12 protein-coding genes and 7 pseudogenes are annotated in these 19,132 nt (G+C 59.2%); 5 read left to right on the top strand and 14 right to left on the bottom strand.

The genetic code is table 11. The features are described from left to right. Positions 1-86: 86 nt before the first annotated feature. The gene (locus AC0V8S_RS36210) at positions 87-1,229 is read right to left on the bottom strand and encodes a phosphoribosyltransferase domain-containing protein (protein ID WP_258598715.1); all 1,143 of its coding nucleotides are present in this window, start codon (positions 1,227-1,229) and stop codon (positions 87-89) included. A gap of 788 nt (positions 1,230-2,017) precedes the next feature. Between AC0V8S_RS36210 and AC0V8S_RS36205 the strand changes: the two are divergent. After that, positions 2,018-2,299 (top strand): annotated as a pseudogene (locus tag AC0V8S_RS36205) (IS21 family transposase); the annotation flags it as partial. 50 nt (positions 2,300-2,349) lie between these two features. Here AC0V8S_RS36205 and AC0V8S_RS36200 read toward each other — a convergent pair. Then, positions 2,350-2,544, bottom strand: a pseudogene (locus AC0V8S_RS36200) (DDE-type integrase/transposase/recombinase); the annotation flags it as partial. A 251-nt stretch (positions 2,545-2,795) separates the two neighbouring features. On the opposite strand from AC0V8S_RS36200, the gene AC0V8S_RS36195 reads away from it, so the two are divergent. After that, on the top strand, positions 2,796-4,028 hold the full coding sequence (locus tag AC0V8S_RS36195; protein ID WP_475439163.1) for an IS110 family RNA-guided transposase: 1,233 nt from the start codon (positions 2,796-2,798) through the stop codon (positions 4,026-4,028). A gap of 276 nt (positions 4,029-4,304) precedes the next feature. On the opposite strand, the pseudogene AC0V8S_RS36190 reads toward AC0V8S_RS36195, so the two are convergent. Then, a pseudogene (locus AC0V8S_RS36190) lies at positions 4,305-4,808 on the bottom strand (IS6 family transposase); the annotation flags it as partial. A gap of 267 nt (positions 4,809-5,075) precedes the next feature. Here AC0V8S_RS36190 and AC0V8S_RS36185 point away from each other — a divergent pair. Next, positions 5,076-5,219, top strand: a pseudogene (locus tag AC0V8S_RS36185) (transposase); the annotation flags it as partial. 260 nt (positions 5,220-5,479) lie between these two features. On the opposite strand, the pseudogene AC0V8S_RS36180 reads toward AC0V8S_RS36185, so the two are convergent. Continuing rightward, positions 5,480-5,643, bottom strand: a pseudogene (locus tag AC0V8S_RS36180) (response regulator); the annotation flags it as partial. An 806-nt stretch (positions 5,644-6,449) separates the two neighbouring features. On the opposite strand from AC0V8S_RS36180, the gene AC0V8S_RS36175 reads away from it, so the two are divergent. After that, positions 6,450-7,571 (top strand): DUF418 domain-containing protein, encoded by a 1,122-nt coding sequence (locus tag AC0V8S_RS36175; protein ID WP_475439070.1) that lies wholly within the window; start codon positions 6,450-6,452, stop codon positions 7,569-7,571. Positions 7,572-8,198: 627 nt separating this feature from the next. On the opposite strand, the gene AC0V8S_RS36170 is transcribed toward AC0V8S_RS36175, so the two are convergent. Together AC0V8S_RS36170 and AC0V8S_RS36165 are read right to left on the bottom strand one after the other, a co-directional pair. Then, a complete protein-coding gene (locus AC0V8S_RS36170) occupies positions 8,199-8,357 on the bottom strand; it encodes a hypothetical protein (RefSeq protein ID WP_475439069.1) in 159 nt (52 codons plus the stop codon). Positions 8,358-9,057: 700 nt separating this feature from the next. Next, the gene (locus AC0V8S_RS36165; protein ID WP_475439068.1) at positions 9,058-9,942 is read right to left on the bottom strand and encodes an aldose 1-epimerase family protein; all 885 of its coding nucleotides are present in this window, start codon (positions 9,940-9,942) and stop codon (positions 9,058-9,060) included. Positions 9,943-10,223: 281 nt separating this feature from the next. Here AC0V8S_RS36165 and AC0V8S_RS36160 point away from each other — a divergent pair, with 281 nt between their 5' ends. After that, entirely contained in the window at positions 10,224-11,456 is a 1,233-nt protein-coding gene (locus AC0V8S_RS36160; protein WP_475439067.1) for an IS66 family transposase, read from the top strand. 29 nt (positions 11,457-11,485) lie between these two features. Here AC0V8S_RS36160 and trxA read toward each other — a convergent pair whose 3' ends face one another. The 8 genes and pseudogenes from trxA to tnpA form a co-directional block, all read right to left on the bottom strand. After that, the gene (gene trxA / locus AC0V8S_RS36155) at positions 11,486-11,809 is read right to left on the bottom strand and encodes a thioredoxin (RefSeq protein WP_258598711.1); all 324 of its coding nucleotides are present in this window, start codon (positions 11,807-11,809) and stop codon (positions 11,486-11,488) included. Positions 11,810-12,035: 226 nt separating this feature from the next. Continuing rightward, positions 12,036-12,982, bottom strand: a protein-coding gene (locus tag AC0V8S_RS36150; RefSeq protein WP_464615147.1) for an IS630 family transposase whose coding sequence is annotated in 2 segments (ribosomal slippage) — positions 12,036-12,634 and positions 12,634-12,982 — 948 coding nt in all. Because the reading frame shifts where the segments join, the coding sequence is not laid out codon by codon here. Positions 12,983-13,247: 265 nt separating this feature from the next. Continuing rightward, positions 13,248-13,775, bottom strand: a pseudogene (locus tag AC0V8S_RS36145) (ISKra4 family transposase); the annotation flags it as partial. Positions 13,776-13,828: 53 nt separating this feature from the next. Next, positions 13,829-14,544: pseudogene (locus AC0V8S_RS36140) on the bottom strand (IS6 family transposase). Then, complete coding sequence (locus AC0V8S_RS36135; protein ID WP_475439066.1) at positions 14,541-15,380, bottom strand: hypothetical protein; 840 nt, start codon at positions 15,378-15,380, stop codon at positions 14,541-14,543. The pseudogene AC0V8S_RS36140 and the gene AC0V8S_RS36135 overlap by 4 nt, the downstream one beginning before the upstream one ends. Positions 15,381-16,208: 828 nt before the next feature. Then, a complete protein-coding gene (gene tnpC, locus AC0V8S_RS36130; protein WP_475439065.1) occupies positions 16,209-17,780 on the bottom strand; it encodes an IS66 family transposase in 1,572 nt (523 codons plus the stop codon). A gap of 54 nt (positions 17,781-17,834) precedes the next feature. Next, positions 17,835-18,203: an IS66 family insertion sequence element accessory protein TnpB gene (gene tnpB / locus AC0V8S_RS36125; protein WP_475439064.1), complete on the bottom strand. Its 369-nt coding sequence runs from the start codon at positions 18,201-18,203 to the stop codon at positions 17,835-17,837. Then, complete coding sequence (gene tnpA / locus AC0V8S_RS36120) at positions 18,169-18,633, bottom strand: IS66-like element accessory protein TnpA (RefSeq protein WP_475439162.1); 465 nt, start codon at positions 18,631-18,633, stop codon at positions 18,169-18,171. Before tnpA ends, tnpB begins: the two co-directional genes overlap by 35 nt. Positions 18,634-19,132 lie beyond the last annotated feature (499 nt).

Below are 19,132 nucleotides of genomic sequence, written 5' to 3'. Positions count from 1 at the left end.
ATGTAATTCCTTCTGCAGCCACTTGCCGTAACTTCAAGCTATGGTGTGCGGCTGGAACGATGTGAATGTTGGTATGATGATAATGATTAATGAGGAGGTACTCTCTTAGGCCGTACTAATGATACCCTTTCCAAGAAGTGCATGAGTTTAGAACTTATATTCGCTTCACTCGTCTCGGAGCACAGGAGGATTTTGACGTATTCTGACGGGACGACATTGTACAGATAATTAAACACATGCCCGCCGTAATTGTCTTCAAATGCGAGTTTCGTTACAATCGCGTGACCCACTGAAATCGGTGATCGGGTAACCGATGAGTAGTGGACGTTAGCTCCTTCCAGCTCCAATTTTTCCGCAAGCAGGAACGGCTGCCAAATGTTTTCTCCTGTACCAAGGACCAGCGTAGCGCCCGACGATGCCGCCTCACCATCCAGTTGAAGATGGTGCCGGGAGACACCCAACCGAGCCAAGTTGATATCCCTGTCAGGCGAAATGACTTTACCCCTGTTTTTCTCAACAGATGGCACTTCCGGCGCGTCGATGTTCAAACCGTTTGCATCCCAGCGATACCTCCCGGAAAGGATTGACGCGCGCTTCACGTTGGCTGCGATTATCTGTTCGACAGCACCATCTGACCAATCCGTAAGGGTAACGAGAACCGTATTTCGAAGGTTCGACCTGATGCTGGCAGGCAGAGCTGCGAACAGATTACCGAATGTTTTTCCGGTCGACGCTTCATCGTCAATTAACACAAGCGTCCGGGCGTTCTTGACCATCGAGACCAGGACTGGCACGAGCGGCCAGTGTACGAGATGTTCTGGGGCGTGACTGTGCTCCTCCTGGAATTCACAGATTAGGGGCAAACCTAGTGCGTGTCTGGTGGTGCAAATGTAAACGGTGTCGTGCCGGTCATATTGTTCTGAATATTGCTGGTGCACGCCCGCTCCCAGCCCGACAGCAGTTTCGGCCATGCCTATGAACAGGATTGGCCCTTCGAGATCGGGTGAAATTTGGTCGGCCAGAAGTTTGTACGTCTTTCGCATCAGCGAAGGCCGAACGGGACTGTGACGGCCAAGCAGCTTGGAAGCGAACAGGAAAGACCGTTTGGGATTGATGCGCTCCGCGAACCCGAACGTTGCATCGGGGGGCATTAGGCTGCGATCGATTTCAACCGATATGGTTCCGCGGGCGAGTTCGGCAGAAAGATATTTTTTAAGTGCGTTGTCCAAAATGTCCCACCCGGGTCTTTGATTTGGGGCGTTGTCACGGGTAACTTCTCGTGAGGAGGTGAGTAGACGCTGGTTCATGCACACCAGCTACAAACGCCAGCGCTCTACCGCCGAGATTGTCCCCATGCGGTAGGGCTTTATACTGTTGATCAGGATAGACACGTTCTCGGCGTATCTTCCAGAGCCGCCGCGAAATGCCGACAGGCGCCTGCTAACCATGTGCAAGAGGGCCTGACACCAAAGCATCATCACCGACAAGCAGCGTTTTCCGTGGAGCGGCTACGGCAGGTCATGCCGAATGTCGAGCACCCGCGCGCACGGCATCAACAACAGAGCCGAGAATTCTTACGAGTCGCTGCGAAAGGCAATTCCGTACTACTGGGCCAATTGCCATGTCATCTCCGTTGGTTGGGGGCAAAACTGTTACAGCGGCTTCCCAAGGTTGATGTGCAAGAGAGGTGCCATCCTGAGGACGTAGCTGCGCGCTGATACTAAAGTTGGGCCGGCGCACCTTCACGTCGCGCTCTTCCTTCTTTCCTTCTTTTCGCGTTGAGGGCTGCGCACGAAATGCAACACGTTTCGCTATGGTGCGCCCTGTTCGATAGTCGACAGTTTGGGTCAATAGCGACAGTGTTGTTTGCATAGGATCGAAACGGCGCCGTAAAGTGAGAGCGGCGGTGCAAAAATAGTCCACGGTAGCGGCGGGATCGTCCCGCTTCGGGCGGCGTAAAAGCCGGCCACCTATTTCCCTTCTGCGACGAATGCAGGAGGGCCTGGGGATCTACACCGTGGAATTATATCTGAAGGTTCGACTGGCTTGCTCGGAAGGGATGAGCCGGCGTCATGCTGCAAAGCATTTCAACATATCGCGCGACAGCGTGGCCAAGATGCTGTCCTACTCGACGCCGCCTGGCTATCAGCGCCGGTCGCCGATCCGGCGTCCGAAGCTGGATGTGTTTGTTTCGACGATCGATCATTGGCTTGATGAGGACGTGAATGTGCCGCGCAAGCAGCGCCATACGGCCAAGCGGGTGTTCGACCGGCTTCGTGACGAGTGCGGTTTCACTGGTTTTGTTGCAACGGCTGAATAGGGGCGCAGAGAGGCCTGATGCGAGGTCCATCAGCCGGCGAGGATTTCGAACTGCTTGGCCAAGGACGGATTCGGATTGAAGGCGTACCTCGCCTGTCGCTTGCGCATCATGTGGATCATTTCGATGCCGGTCAGGATGGTGGCTGCGGTGGCCGTCGATTTGAAGCCGAGCATCGGCCGGACCCGGCGCTTGATGCGCCGATGGTCCTGCTCGATCCGATTGTTATCAGGCATGAATAGGCGCGACGCGCCAATCCGTATTTTCTTGCACGGATGGATCGACTACCGTCCACCTACCGGGATTGGGGTGTCGGGAGCACGCATGGCGGGCAGGCCGAAGTACCTGATGAACTGAGAGTTCGAGTTGTTATCTGGCCGCCCCCTTCGACTTGCCCGGTTGCGCTGCGAGCGCGGATCCGTAGTTGTCGTGTAGCCCGCCGGCTCCCATGGTTGCTGACCCTGGAAAGGAGCCGGGAATGAGAATCATTGCCCTTGATGTTCACCGATCATTCGCCCAAATGGCGATCTTGGAGAAAGGCAAAATCCGGGATGCGGGGAGGATCGATCTTGAACGCAGCCGCCTGTTGCAGTTCGCCATGAAGCTCAAGCCGGATGACGAGATCGTCATCGAGGCAACAGGCAATACAAGTGCGATCGTGCGACTATTGTCGCCTTTTGTGGGCCGCGTGGTTATAGCCAATCCGATCCTGGTCCGGGCCATCGCCTGGGCCAAGGTCAAGACCGACAAGATCGACGCGGCAGTGCTGGCGAAGCTTCATGCGAGTGGCTTTCTGCCTGAAGTCTGGATGCCGGACGAGGAAACCGAGACGCGTCGTCGCGTGGTGGCCGAACGAACGCAGCTCGTCTCCCAGATGACCCGTCTCAAAAACCGAATCCATTCCGTTCTGCACGCCAACCTGATCCCGCCCTACAAGGGCACCCTGTTCTCAAAGCGGGGCAGGGCTTGGCTGGAGGCTCAGCCGCTCGCCGAGGATCAGCGCCGTGTCGTCCTTCGCCATGCCGGTGAACTCGATCGCCTTGGTGGTGAGCTTGCACAAGTAGACAAGAGTCTCGCGCAGACGGCCCTCCAGGAGCCTCGGGTCAAGCGACTGATGACGATCACCGGCGTGAACGTCACGGTCGCGCTGAGTATCGTGGCGGCCATTGGCGATGTCGAACGGTTCTCATCACCGGAAAAGCTTGTCAGCTATTTTGGGCTCAACCCGCGGGTCCGGCAGTCCGGCGACAAGCCGGCCTATCACGGCCGCATCACCAAACAAGGCCGAGCCCACGCGCGGTCGATGCTGGTCGAGGCGGCGTGGGTCATTTCCGGCGTGCCTGGCCCGCTGCGGGCCTTCTTCATGCGCATCCGCGACAAGCGAGGTAAGCACGTTGCCGCGGTCGCGACTGCGCGCAAGCTGGCGGTCATCGTCTGGCACATGCTGACCAAGGACGAAAACTACATCTGGAGCCGCTCGGCGCTGCTGGATTGGAAGCTCCGAAAGCTGGAATTGACCGCCGGCTATCCATCTCATCGCGGCGGCAGGGCAAAGGAATCTGCTGCCGACTACAGCAACAAGTCGGTACGCGAGAGCGAGCGCGAGACGATCGGCAACGCCGAGGAAGTCTACCGTCGCTTCGTCGCTACATGGAAACAGCAATCGCCGAAGGGGCGCTCGGGCGCCGCACATGAGGTGCGACGATCATAGGGTGCGCGACAGGGTTGCAACCTCGACCCTGTTCTTCGCCACCCGGTCACCCGAGCCGCGACAGAATAACAAAAACAGCTTCGCCGATCCATCCCGCAGCCGGCGAACGATAGCGACGTGCTCGCTCCGTCAAGGCCAAGTCGTGCATACTGCTCGCTGGCCTGCCGGCCAGCCCTGACTTTGCTGCGCGCGCCGCGGTCTCGACCGTCTGCCGGGACAGAACGCCCTGAGAGCACACTTCCAGGACATCAGAGCAGAACGGCCCTTGTCAAATACATCCGTGAGGTATTGGCTCTTGCGGATATGGATCGGTGGTTTGTGTGATCGCTCCCGCAGACGGCTTTCAGTATCGCAGGAAATGATTGCCTCACGATTGGTCTGACTGCCGTCGACGACGATGCGGTTCGGGCGTCCATGGTGTGCAAGCGCCTTGCGCAGGAAGCGTTTGGCCGCCGGAAGATCACGGTGTTCGCTGAAGAAGAATTCGACCGTGTCGCCGACGCTGTCGATGGCGCGGTAAAGGTACATCCAACGGCCGCGAACCTTGATATAGGTCTCGTCCATATGCCACTTGCCGGTGACGGTCCGCTTGCGTTTGTTGAAACGCTCCAGAAGCTGGGGCGAGAAGTGGACGACCCAACGATGCACGGTGGAGTGGTCGACGTTCAGGCCTCGCTCGGCCATCATCTCTTCCAGATCACGCAAGCTCAGATTGTAGGCCAGATACCACCGCACGCACTGAAGGATCACGGATCGATCGAAGTGCCTGCCTTTGAACATTGAGCGCTCCCGAAAATCGAAGAGCTGTCATGCCCCAGTCAAGTTACCGAAAAGTTTGCGACACATCCACGGCGGCAACTGCCACAATGAACCGAAAGAAGGTGCGGCCCGACCAAAGCTGGCATTGGGAAGGGATTGCTTGATCGGGCCTGACAAAAGCGAGGTTGAGGGATGGCTATGGTTGCTGTTCCCTTAACGATGCAGCACGGAAACGGCAATCGGCTTCTCTGGGGTAGGGGCCTCAATCTCTGTTGTTCCCGCTTCTAGGCGGTCGGGCCGATTTTGGGCCTGACGCCGGCGCTCCATGAATCGGGCGAAAGCCGCCGGGTGGGCGGGATATCGTATGCGGCAACGGCATGATGTGAACCTTGCTCTACCAAGCCGCGCACCCTGCTGACGCGTGTGACGAAATGATCCTGGCTGAAGGCCCGGGCGATGAAGGAACTCATGCCGAACCTAGCGTAGCCTGCCGCCGTGCTCGCGCTCGTCAAGGGGCCCAAGTCACTACGCGATGGCCCCCTCCCACGCTTGACGACCACTGCGCAAGGCGGCCAGCCGCAGAAGGTCGGGACGCGAAGATGGCCGCAGGGTCGAACCGGATAGGGGAATTGATGAAGGAGGAAATTTAAAAGCCGGAAGGAAGCCAGACGATAAGTCACCACTTGCCGGTCGGACGATTGTCCCTCGCGGACGATGGATGAGGTGACGGAAAGTTCGCCGAGATCGAACTGCTTGTCCAGATAATCGTCGGCTCCTGCGTTGAGCCCCTCATGCGATCCTCAATCCGATCGTGAGCCGTCAGGATGATGACCGGTGTCGAATCCAGCCGTTTGCGCATTCGAGCAGGATATGCCCGTAGGGCACCCCAGCTTGCGTAATCCCGCGCTGTGGACAGGGTCTCGGCCCAGTCGGCCCAGTCGGCCGCGTGGCCATCAGCCATCTCGTGTTCGCGAACAGCACTGCCAATGGCCTTGTCGTCTTCGATGACCAGTATTCGCATCCGGTGTGCCGAGCTCCGGTTCGAGGGCAAGATTCTTACCTTACGGCCAAAACCTGACGCTACGCTGAACCGCCGCGGCGCAAATATCGGAAGGCTTTTTCAGGCTGCTGTCAGCTAGGGCTGCCATTGGAACAACCGGTCAGGAGAGAGATGACATGCCTGATCGCCGAATGGTGAACCACGCGACGAATCAAGAAGCAGACGTACGATGATACCTCACAAAAGATACCGCCGCCGACGTCGCCGAATCCCGGTTAGGCGCACCACCACAGATTATCGCAGGGTTCAAGCCCTGGCCTTGACACCGCGGGGTGACCGTCACCGGCGGTGCCGCGTAGTGCTGATCGGATCATCCGCTGTCGCTGAGCCTCTCGCCGCTGGTTCAGTGGATCTCCCTGGCCCGCCATCCCAAATGGCGGATCCGCGACACCTTTTGTCAGGTCCGCGCCACAGGCTTGGTGAGCCGATCTTTTGTTTTGCCGCAGGCTAAAGAGCTGAACAGCAAGCATAACCTTCTGTCGCCGGCTCGATCCGCCAGATTGGCACGATCTTTGAAGCCTTCAGGGTGAGACGACGGCAGCAGCCGACCGGCTCTCCTCTCGCGGGTCCCCGCGATGACACAACCAACGAAGGAATCTACCATGGCGATGAACGCGGCGATTGCGGACGCGAGCGATGGGTCGGCCGTGGATCGGCTGGGCTCAATCGACCTTGCTCGCGGCCTGGCTGTCTTCGGCATGTGTGTCGTCCATGTCGGTGGTCCCATCCCCGACGAAGGAGGACTAGTCGGGAATCTGATGGAACTAACCCATGGGCGCTCGTCCGCCCTGTTTGCCGTATTGACCGGTTTTTTGATCATCCTGATTACCGGTCGCGAGGCGCCCAAGTCGGGGGTAGCCGGTAGACAGGCCATTGCCAGAGTCGCAATTCGTGCTCTTGTTTTGCTCGCGCTTGGCGCAATCCTGACCTGCCTCGGTACGGAGGTACAGGTCATCCTGGCATACTACGGTGTCTGCTTCTTGTTGGTCCTGCCGCTCTATAGGCTCAGCGCACAGCAGCTCGGCTTGCTCGCTGCGGCGGCCGCATTAGTTCTCCCGCAAGTGCGCTTCCTCCTTGAGGACTTCGAGAGCTCACACGACCCGGTGTTCGAGCTCATGGTCAGCGGCCCCTATCCCGCAATGACCTGGGTTCCTTTCGTGATCGCAGGCATGGCCATCGCGCGCCTTAGCCTTAATACGCAAGCAATGCATTGGCGCCTTGGTCTAGCCGGGGTCGCGCTGGCCGTGTTGGGCCATGGGGGATCCTGGCTCGCGCTACGTTTGCTGCCCGGTGTACCCGCCGCTTTGCAGGAATCCGCCCGATGGTGGTCGGACGTTGGCGACCTTCCCTGGTCGCCATTCGTTGCCTCACCTCATAGCCAGATGACGTTCTCGATCCTGGGCAACACAGGTTGCGCAATGATTGTCTTGGCGGCTTGCTCGCTCGCTATGAATGCGCTCCCGCATCTGCGAAAGCTGGTCTGGCCAATAATCGCGGTCGGCTCGATGCCTTTGACGGCCTATGTCCTGCACGTTGTCGGAATAGCCTATTTCAAGCACATTATGGGAATAGATTTGCTTGTAGAAGACGGGAGCCAGTCCATGCTCTTTGGCTTCGTCGTGGTTATAAGCACTTTCGCGGTGCTTTGGCTGCGTGTCTTCCAGCGAGGACCGATGGAAGCGCTGATGGGTAGGATCGCAGATCTCGCGCGTCACATCCGCTAAGCACCAAGTCGCGCCGGCCTCCGATCTACACTTGTGGGGGGCGATGATTGTCGAGCCTGCACCTGGTCCATTCCTAATCTCCTTGTTCGGCTGATTGGCGACCATCTCCTCATCCCGACCTGCCTTCGCGCCGGCCGACAACCCTCCATCAGGTTGCCCGCAGTGGCCGCCTGATCAGCCTCGGACCGCTCCGAAGGTCGGCGCTCCTACAACACGCAACGGGACATGACCCTTTCGGGAAATCAAACACGCTGATTTCGGTCCCTTGGCACTCGCTTCGTCTTTCGGATGTGGCCCGCCTTAAGGCATGACTCTGACGCCATGCGCGAAGAGATCGCCAAAGCCGGCGTCGAGGCGGTCATCCCGCCAAAATCAACCGCCGCCCGCGACCCACCCCGTATGATCGCGAGAAATACCGTTGGCGTAGCCTCGTCGAGCGTCGCCTGTTTAACAAGCTGAAGACCTCGCGCCGTGTTGCCACACGCTACGACAAGACCAAGGAACCCTATTTTGGCTTCGTGGCGATTGCCTCAATCAAACTATGGCTGCCATTTGTCCACGACACCTAACGATTGAGTTCCGCTGTTCGATTGGCTGCCTAGTAGTCGACGATGAGTAAGCATAACGTCATCGCAAGGCTTGCCTATTACGTGGCGCCAGCCGCCGAAATGCGCCGATGCCGCCATCTTTCCGCGAATCAGACGTTGCGGGCATGAGTTCGTTCAGAACCTGCATCATTGATGCTGCCACGGTCGCACCATCCTGCGCCAGATGCGTGAAGTCCACTCAGGCATCCGGAGCGTGTTCGAAGTGCCTTGAAGACGCGGCGATATAATCGCGCCCCTTTCTGCAATGCCATGTGCTTTGAGCCAGTCATGGATCGTTTCGAGGTATTTGAAGTAAGTGGCATATGTTCCGGTAGCGACGCTCAGCGCGTCGAACTCGCTCGAATTCTCGACCTCGATCACCGTCCCCAAGTCCGCCCAGCAACGCCGTCACGTCCGGATCGGGTGGCTGAATGATCGTCTCCCCCAGTCGGTGCGCGAACATCGGCATGGGAAGCGCTTGCGTCACGCGGCTCGCGGGTGCGGTCATGCATCGCGCTTTCGCAGGACGATCTCGAATGGCTGGACAGAGGGTCACATCGGCGCCGCCTGCGATAGCGTGGCGATCAGGCTGATAAAGTGGTGGTCGCGCCGAAACCGCAATTCGGACAACAGCTGGGGGCAATCTGCGGCCGGACCGCCAGCGTGATAGTGTCGCGTTCTTCGAGCACAGCCTGGTTGTCTGCGGCAACCCCCACATTCGGATAGCGCGAAGCGCGTTTGCCGCGATCTCTTCGTTGGAAGGCGACAACAAGATCGATACCGGATCGCCCTTGATGGGATTTCAGCCGATAACAATGGCGAAGTAAGCGCATGGCTGCCGACGAAGCCAAGTTTGATTGGGTACCCCACGAGCGTTGCTTCTCCGGAAGGTCCGGGGATCACCATGGCCCCTGCTCCAGCCTGATCCCGTAATTAAGCGACCGCTTCGCCCCCGGTGCGACCAGCATCAGGCCCGGCTTATCGATGAAGTTGCCATCGAAGTCCACAGGGCTTGCTATGCCATGCCAGGGTTCGATGCACAGGAACGGGGCGCCGCCCGGCTTTGACCAGATGCCCAGTTCTGAAAATCCCTGCCATGATACTTCGATCGCCGGACCACGCTCGGCCGCGTAGCGCACGCTGGTGCTTGCGGGACGATCCAGGATGACGGCGTCGTCATCGAACAGCCGTTCGGATAGTGCAAGCGTCCTGCCTTCGATGGGCGTCGGCCGCGGTGCTGCGAGCAGGAGGCCATCGCTAAGGCGAGGAACTGGCGCCGGCTCATCATCGGCAAATGTCAGGTGGTAGGCCTCCTTAGGTAACTCCGACAGCAACGGCCAATTGAACGCCGGGTGCGCGCCGATTGAGGCCGGCAACAGCTCGTCGCCTGTGTTGGTGACCTCGAAGGTCACCCCGAGTTGGTGGCGTTCCAGCGTGTAAGTCACGGCCAGGCGAAACGCGAAGGGGTAGTGCGCGCGGCTGTCGGCGTCGTCGGTAAGAACCAGCGTGCAGGATCGAGGTCCCCTGTCCGCCCACACAAAAGGCTTGTCGCGCGCGAAGCCGTGCTGCTTCATCGTATAGGTCTGGCCGCGGTGACGCAGTTGATCGCCCTTCAGCCGGCCGACAATCGGAAACAGCAACGGAGAATGGCGCCGCCAGGCCGGACCGGCCTGCCAGAGAAACTCAAATCCTTGCGCATCCTGCAGCGACACCAGTTCGGCGCCCTGGCCGACTATAACAGCCGAGATGCCGTCGCCATGAAGGGTTTGACTGTCTTGTGGCACATATCCTCGCGGGCCGCTGTTGAAGGCCGGTGCTGTGGCAGACTAGCAAAAGCTCTTGGCGACTCAAGGTGTGGCCGGGTTTTGCGAGAACAAATCGTGGCCGGAGGATCTCTCCGGTTACCTCGCTATCGCCGCACAACGGACAGTCGCTGCTCACGCTCGCCAGTGAAATTCAGCAGCAACTGGCAGATGTTGATGAAGTGACGAGCGTCTGTTCCACTCCGACCAATCGGTTGAGTTATTCTCCAGAGTGCGAACTTTGATCAATCGCAGCCGGTGACGTGGTGCGCTATCGCCGCGAGCGCTGGGTGACACCGACCGGCGAAACGATGGTGGCGCCCTTGCCGGCGGGGATCATCGGCGGCTGGGGCGCGAACCTGCGCCGCTTCATTCTGGCCTGTCACATTCAAGGCCAGGTGACGACGGAGCGGTTGACGGCGTTGTTGACCGGGATCGGGGTCGACATTTCGAAGCGCCAGGTGGTGCGGCTGATTTCGGAGGGCCTGGAGGCCTTCGCGGCGGAGGACCGTGACGTGCTGCGCGCCGGGCTGGCTACGGCGCCCTGGATCACCGTCGATGATACGTCGGCGCGCCACGCCCACCAGGACGGCTACACCACCCAGATCGGCGATCGCCGCTTCACCGCGTTCCGCACCGGGCGATCGAAGTCACGGGAGGCGTTCCTGGCGACGCTGCGTGCCGGGCACAGCGATTACTTCATCAATGAAGAGGCCCTGGCCTATATGCGCGGCCGCAACCTCGCCGGTCCGGTGATCGCGCGGCTGGCGGCTGCGCCGCACAAGGCATTTGCCGACAGCGCCGCATGGCAGGCGCATCTGGCCGCACTCGGCCTCGACCAGCTCGCGGTTGAGCCCAACCCAGTCAGGATCGCCACCGAAGGGGCGATGTGGGGAGCGATCCGCCACCACGGCTTTCTTGGCGATACCGTGGTCGTGTCCGATGATGCCGGCCAGTTCCGCATCGGCGACCATGCTCTGTGCTGGGTCCACGCCGAGCGGCTCGTCCACAAATTGATACCCGTGACCCCGGATCAACGTCAGGCCGTCGACATCATGCGCCAGTTGATCTGGTGGTTCTATCGCGACCTCAAGAGCTACCAGCGTGCTCCTTGTCCGCGCCACGCGGCGGCCCTGCGCGCCCGCTTCGAGCGCCTGTTCAAACGACGAACCGGCTACGTCATGCTCGACCGGCTTCTTGCCAGGCTGCATCGCCGCAAGCATGAACTCCTGCGCGTTCTCGATCGTCCCGAGATCCCACTCCACACCAATGGTTCGGAAAACGACATCCGCACCTTCGTCACCAAGCGCAAGATCTCCGGCGGAACCGTCAGCGAGGCAGGCAAGAACGCCCGCGACGTCCTGCTCGGCCTGATGAAGACCTGCATCAAGCTCGACGTCTCATTCTTCCGCTATCTCGGCGACCGCCTCGGCATACCAACACAAGAGTCGATTCCGCCGCTCCCGGATCTCGTTAGGCAAGCCGCTCAAGCCTGACTGCCCGGTAATCTGCCCCGGTTGGACGATCAGGCGACGTTGCCGCCGATCCAGTGCGACAGCGCGGTCTTGGACAGCGCACCGACCTTGATGTCGGCGACTTCGCCGCCCTTGAAGAATATCAGGGTTGGAATGCTCTGCACGCCGAACTGCGCCGCGATTTCGGGATTCTCGTCGGTGTTGAGCTTGGTGATCTTCACCTTGCCGGCCATTTCCGTCGAGATTTCCTCAAGTAACGGCCCGATCGTCTTGCAGGGGCCGCACCACTCGGCCCAGAAATCCACGACAACGGGTTCGGAAGCTTCGAGTACCTCAGCCTGAAAACTGTTCTTGTCGACCTTCACGCTAGCCATGATGAAATCCTTTCGGTGTGGAATGTCGCACCGCCTGACATGTAGCTTTCCTTCTCTTGTTCCATTCGCGGCTGCCCGCGCCATGAAGGCAGCTCTCGCCGCCTTGCACTAAGGGTTTCAAGACTCGTGCCAGCTTGGCCGAGTTGGGCCGAGTTCTCATTTTATAAGGTCTCCTGATTGGTTGTTCCAATAACAACCCTTCTGCCAGCCCTAGAGCAGATTCGACTTACACCGGGTCATATCCGGCTGCCTCGAAGTAGTTTCGGCATTCGGCCGGTTTGAAGGCGTCGAGGCAGTCGGCGATGACGGACCAGAGTTGATCGATGGAGCGGGCAGCTGCTTTTCTGAGTAGGGCCTTGAGCTTCGAGAACGCCATCTCGATCGGATTGAAGTCGGGCGAATAGGGCGGCAGCAACAGAAGCCGTGCGCCGGTCCTTTGGATGGCCTCGCGAACGCCGGTGATCTTGTGAGCCGGCAGGTTGTCCATGACGACGATGTCGCCGGGAGAAAGTTCAGGTGCGAGCACCTGTTCGGCATAGGCCAGGAAGGCGGCGCCGTTCATCGGCCCGTCGAGCAGCATCGGTGCGGTCAGGCCGTTCAGCCGCAGTCCAGCGGTGAAGGTCGTGGTCTTCCAATGACCATGAGGAACCGGCGCACGGCAGCGTTCGCCACGTTTGGCCCGCCCGCGCAGCCGCGCCATCTTGGTGGAGGCGGCAGTCTCATCAATGAAGATCAGCTTCTCGGGGTCGAGATCGAGCTGGCCGTCGAACCAGGCGCGACGGCGCGCCTTGACGTCGGGGCGCTGTTGTTCGCTGGCATGCGCCGTCTTTTTTTAAACGTGACGCAGCGCCTGTCGAGAAACATCCAGATCGTCGAAGGAACCACGCCCACGCCATGCCCGGCCGCCAGCCTCTCGGCAATCTCCGCCAGAGTGATGTCGGGCGTCTCCTCGATCAGGCCGAGGATGAAGGCTTCGTGAGGATCAAGCTTCGAGCACGACGGTTGGCCCTGCTTGCGGGCCGCCATCTCGCCTGTCTCGCGATAGCGGCGATACCAGTTCCCCGCCGTAGCAATCCCGATCCGGAACCGGCGTGCTGCCTCTCGCGTCGAAACACCCTCCGATATCGCCAAAATCACCCGACCGCGAAGGTCCGCACTCAAGCTGCGTGTCATCGTCATCTCCCTGCGAATCACAGGGAAAATGAAACAGACTTCCGCCACCGCGTGAATCCCAAATCTGACTCGGCGTTCACGGAAAATGCTCTAGCTGACAGCAGCCTGAAAGCTACCGGCGATTTGCGCGACGGTGATCCTGCGTGGTGTAAGTTCCTGTCGACCAGGCTAGAGTCTTCCCTTCGAGCTGGAAGCTCGGCACACCTGATTCGTATGCTGCTCAGGTCGCGTCCCCACAGGGGGAGCATGAGGAACTGTGGGGCGGTTATGCGGCGAGAGCTGTTTCGTCTGGTTCGTGATTGTCGTTCGCCATACCGGGATACCATTGCTGGAAGGTCGAGCGCAGGGAGCCGTCGAGGGTCTGCGTGCGGGTTTGCAGCAGAAGATGCGCGCCGATCCTGCTCCACTGCATCTGCTGCTTTTTCGCGAACCGCTTGCTGATGACGGCATTGACGGTTGCCTCGACGAAGGCCGAGGATATCCGCTCACCGGACCGGTAGCGTTCGCCGTAGTTGATCAGGCTTGCGCTGTTGGAAGCGATGTAAGATCGGAACTCGCCGATGGCCGTCAGGAATTTGCGCATGTTCGGGTAATCCGTTTCGAGCGCTTCCGCATCGAATTGCAGGTCGTCGATTTCCTCACGGGCACGGTACGCATTGCCATGCCAGAGATGCCATTTGATCCTGCGGAGGGTTTCAAGGATGGCCTGCCCGGCCCGCTCATTATGGTTTTCGACACCCTGGCCGAATTGGCGCAGGACCGTGATGCGCATGGTGATGTGGAACCAGTCGAGGGGCACCGTAAACTTAACGCTGTGAAAACAAGATCTGGGAGTGAGGCTTTGGTTCATTCGGCGTGAAGTCGCGCGATTTGGCGCCATGCTTGCATGGCAGTTGCTCGCAGTTCTCGATGGTGGGTGGATGGAATATCGTGGCGGGGAACGTTAAAGAGGTTGGCGATCGGGTCGTGGACGGAAACGAAACGCTGAAGATGTCGCGCTGACTTGAAGCGCTTCATGATCCTCTCCCGCCGTCGGACGGGTTGATGAGAGTTCTCCGCCCGATTGTTCAGGCCCTTGTGCGAGCGATGCTCGACGCCTGGCATGATCTCCCGCTTCGCCGCACCGTAGGATCGAAGCTTGTCGGTGATCATCACACGCGGCGAACGGCCTTGCCCTTTCAGAAGCTTTCGCATCAAGCGCTTTGCCGCCTTGGCATTGCGACGGCTTTGCACCAACACGTCGAGAACAAACCCGTCCTGATCAACGGCGCGCCAAAGCCAGTGTTTCTTTCCACCGATGGTGATGACAACCTCATCGAGATACCATTTGTCGCCGAGCTTGCCGGCCGATCGCTTCCGGATATCTTGGCAAAGTGTCTGCCAAATTTCTCAGCCCAAAGTCGCACGGTCTGGTGAGAGACGATGACGCCACGAGCTGCCAGCATATCCTCGACCATCCGCAGGCTGAGCGGAAACCGGAAATAGAGCCAAACGGCATGGGCAATCACCTGCGCCGGAAATCGGTGGCGACGATAAAGAGGATCACGGGAAAATCTGGTCATGCCGCCAGATCCCACATTTTGATCGATGCCCGGTTAACGTTACGGTGCCCTTCGATGACATCGCGGTTGTTGACGCCGCCCCGCGTGTCGAATGCGATCAAGTCACACCAGACGCGACCAGTCGCCCAATCAAGGAACCCGATCAGCTTCGCAGTACAAATAGAGCCGTCCGCCCGCGTCAGGTGGATATCGATGGGGTGCACATCTCCGACGACCAATTCCATCGGGCGCATGCCTTCGATGGAGCGCCTCCCCCGGGGGCGGCTGTCCTCGTATGCTTTGCGGTTCGCTCGAAACTGGTGGACCTTCCGATAATGAAGCTCCTCCGAAACGAGCGTCCACGGGATCGAACAGGCTTGCTCAAAACTCGCTGCATCGCTGGGGCAGAATCCCCACGACCTGGAGGTCTCTACCAAGAAGTTGCGGGCCAAGACCTTGACGTGTCCCCAAGCTGCGCCGGCCGCCAGAAGGCCTCGGATTTCCTGTTTTAGATCCTCTGCAATCTTGGCCTTGGTTAGAACGTCGAACGGTACCAGAGCATCCCACTGCCGACTGATGACAACACGTTTCTTGCCTTTGTCCGCTCGGCCGTGTCGGCCTCGGGTTGCGATCTGCTTCGAAGGGTTTTGGACCGGCGTTTGAATGGGCCTTAACCGGAGTCGCAACTCCGGTGGGAGGGAAGTCAAACTGACAAGATACTGGTTGCCCGCGTTGCCGCCCTTACCCTGAATGACGCGCACCTCTAGGGAGTGCCCTCGCCAGTTGCCACGCAGGCAGGCCTTCCAAATTGCCTGCCGAGAGATTCCTGCCAACTTGGCGAGCAGGTTGAGTGGCACGAACTCTTTCCTCGACATCGTGCGCTATTTCCTAGCGGCAGAACAGGACCACCGAGTAACAGCTGGAGTTATATCTGTCGTGACAATCACGCCTTGCATCGCCACGCAGCCTGCGAAGGCGCGCCTGAAGGCGCACTGCTGGACCTTGGTCGAAAGGGCTGCTCCGGTTTACCAATCCTGTCGTCTTGAGGTTGACCAATCCGTTGTCGACCGTCAGCGGGTTTACCAATAAGGGCGGCTATTCTACGCAAATCCAATCACTTAATGTCGATCCAGAATTAACTGTCATTGAGGCCATTGGTAAACCCGATCTTTGGATCGGAAACCCCTACCCTCAGCCGAAAACACTCCTGTTTTCAATCGCATAGGCCACCCACAAGCGACCCGTAATTCCGGACTGGTAAACCCCGTGAAATGCCAAATAATTCCGGACGTCACACCACACTGCCATTTATGCGACTTTTGAGGCACAAATGGAGAACGCGCGGGAGGGGAGATGTCAGCCTTCTGGCGTGATGAACAGGATTTCCGGCCGTTGGACGATTCGAATCACCAAATCGAAATTCGGGAAGGATCCGAAAATCATGGCGATCATGGCATCATAGTCTCGCCGCAAAGGGTCAATCAATCCAGTGTGTGGCAGCGTTGCGGTCGGATTTCATTGCGCGGGAATTCCGTGTCAGGAGCCCTCAATCGAGATCAGGGACCTCGAGACGCAAACTCTTGATTTTTTTCACACTTGGGCATCCACCTGATCGGTAAGCGCTCATTTCCATGCGCGTTGACGCGGCCCGTTTGACGGGGTCGCTGTCAGACGGCTGCATCGGATCATGCAGCGGCGGTTTTGGCGAAGTTGAAGGGCAGCAGGTCGGTGATGTCGGCGTCTGTGGCGCGCTGCGGCAATTCGCTGAGGACGTGGCGCAAGTAGGCCAAGGGCTCGATGCCGCAAGCTCGGCATGTCAGCATGAGGCTGTAGACGACGGCACTGGCCCTGGCTCCGTCCACAGTGTCGCTGAACAGCCAACTTTTTCTTCCAGTGGCAAAAATCCTGATGTCGCGCTCAAGCAGGTTGTTGTCGATCGGCATCCTGCCGTCTTCGGTGTAGCGCGTCAGGTACTCCCACTGGTTCAGGGTGTAGGACACGGCGTCGCCGATCTTGCTGTCGGGCAGGACCTTCGGGGCTATGTCGTCGAGCCATGCCTTGAGAGCATTGAGGATGGGAACGCTGTGTTGCTGGCGGAAACGGCGGATGCATTGATGTCGCGTTTCGCCCTTGTCCGGCTTTTCGTTGCGCGTCTGGCTTTCAATCCGGTAGAGCTGTTCGAAGAACTTCAGCGCCTGCTCCGGCGGGCCGCCGCCTTTCTTTCTGGTCTTCAGTGCATCGACGAAGCGACGTCTGGCATGGGCCATGCACCCCAGATGGGTCGCTCCTGCCAGCGTGCGCCAGGCGGTATAGCCATCGCTCATCAGGATGCCGCGGTAATCACCGAGGAAGGCCTGCGGATAGATCTGGCCGCGGCCGGGCTGATAGTCGAGCAGCACGATCGGTTCGTCGCTGTCCTCTCCACTCCGATACGCCCACATGAAGGATGTGCTGGTGGCTTCCCTGTCCTTTTCCTTCAGGACCTGGACCGTCGTCTCGTCACCATGGATGAGCGGTTGTGACCGAAGCCGTAGCTTCAGGGCATCATAGATGCGGGAGAGATGCCTCTCGCTCGATCCGATCACCCAATGGCCCAGAGCGCCGCGGCTGACGGGAACGCCGGCACGCTCGAAGGCCTGGGCCAGACGGTAGAGCGGCGTGCCATCGACATATTTGTGGACGAGCGCAAAGGCCAGCGTCGAGGCCGTGGCGATGCTGCCCGGCAAGGGCTGCGCGGGCATCGGGGCAATGACAACAGGCGTATTGATGCCGGTCCGGTCGCAATGGCGGCATGCATACTTGAACCGCACATTCTGCAGGACCTTCGCCTTCACCTCGATATGGAGCTGCTCGGTGACGGCCTCACCCATGCGATGCATCTGGTGGCGGCAGCAAGGACAGGCCTTCTGACCGTCGGCAAGGTCATACTCGACGCGCTCGCGCGGCAGGTGTTCCGGCAGAGGCTTGCGGCCACGCTTCTTTCCCTCCGGCTTTTCGGTGGACGGAAAGCCGGTGTCCGGCAGGTCGACGACATTGCCATCTTCGCTGCCGGCGTCGTCTTCATCGGCAATCTGTTCGGCTTCATTGAAGAGGCGATCAACGTGCTTTTCGCTCTTCGGCGCAAAACGATGCAGCCGCGCTAGCGCCAACTCTTCCTCGAGCTTGGCCACGCGTTCTGCGAGCTGGCGGTTCTGCGCCTGCAGCGCAGCAATGCGCGCCATCAACTCCTCAACAGTCGGTTCACCAGGTCGATTCATCGTAGTTTTGAATCTGAACCGCACCGACGCGTCAACCGCACAATTCGGGAGCCGTCAGCCCGCAACCTGATATTGCCGCACCGGATGGCGCACCATTGCGTCGATGTCGATGCCGTCGAGAATCCAATGGAGCTGCTCGGTCGTCAGCGTAACCACCGCCGTCTCCCGGCGCGGCCACCGGAACTTGTCCTCGGTCAGCCGCTTTAGAACCAGCACGAAGCCGGACCGGTCAAAGAACAAGAGTTTCATCCGGTCGCGACGGCGATTGCAAAATGCAAAGACCGCAGGCGCAAATGGGTCAAGCTCCATCACCTCCTGAACCAGGACCGCAAGGCTGTTGATGCCGGCCCTAAAATCGATCGGCTCGCGGTGCAGGTAGACGTTGAGATCAGCGCCCAGTCTGAACATGGCCCAGAGCTCCAATGATCGCCGTCAACGCGTCTACATCACCGCATTCCAGCACCAGCTTCACGCCGTTCGGTAAAGACGCGCTCACCTTGGCTGCGAGTGGCGATGAGCCCATGCTTTCCTGCTTCGACAGCCGCTCTTCACCACGCGCAGCAGGCCTGTCCACCGAATTGCTCTGCATAGGCAGGCTGTGGTCCGCAGCGGTGACTTGAACTGGAATGAACACAGACGGTGCAGGTGGCGGCAAAGCACCGGCGTCTTTGGTCGTCTTTATCCATTTCCGAAGAAGGTTGGCATTGATCCCATGTTCAAGCGCAAGTCGCGATACCGACACGCCAGGCTCAAGGCAGGCCGCAACTAGCCGCTCTTTCGACGCCGGGTCGTACCGCCTGCGGCCGTTGCGCAAAATCCGCCTCACCAGCAGTTTCTGTTCATCGTCCTCAATCACTTGGTGTCCACCTCCGTTAAGTGGACACTTCATGCCAAAACACGCTCAATGGAAAAAGGTGCGGAGAAATTCGCGCTTACCCTGATCGTGCATGAGTGGATGCATTCACTGTTTCAACCGAGCGACTCCGACCAGGAGATAGAGCGTGCACAACCAGTCGCTAAACGCGGCAAAGACACCCGCTGCTGGCAGTTGGACGAGCTGAGCCGGGCAAACCCTCCAGCACATTGAACCGCCTCTGCGGTCTTGAGGCAGTTGACGTGGGCTAAGCCAGAGGCGTACCGGCATTCTGGAGGCCGAATAGGTCTTAGCGGAAACTCTGCCACGGTTCACGAATATGGAGCGTTTGGCAGCGCATCGGGTAGGAAGACGCCAGTGATATCATTCAAAGGCGCGATCAATGTTCTTCTCAGGATGCTCGGACTGTCGAAGTCCGAACCAATGGAACCTCGGGGCGGGTGGCGGCCGGTCATCGGATTAGAGTGTTGGAAGAATG

The organism is Mesorhizobium oxytropidicola (assembly GCF_056174625.1).
Note: the sequence above shows the minus strand (reverse complement) of the source record. Positions and strands in the feature narration are given on the sequence as shown.

Coding starts and splice junctions, on each gene's coding strand:
- AC0V8S_RS36195 (WP_475439163.1), top strand. CDS start 2,796: ATGAGAATCATTGCCCTTGATGTTCACCGATCATTCGCCCAAATGGCG.
- AC0V8S_RS36175 (WP_475439070.1), top strand. CDS start 6,450: ATGGCGATGAACGCGGCGATTGCGGACGCGAGCGATGGGTCGGCCGTG.
- trxA (WP_258598711.1), bottom strand. CDS start 11,809: ATGGCTAGCGTGAAGGTCGACAAGAACAGTTTTCAGGCTGAGGTACTC.
- tnpC (WP_475439065.1), bottom strand. CDS start 17,780: ATGAATCGACCTGGTGAACCGACTGTTGAGGAGTTGATGGCGCGCATT.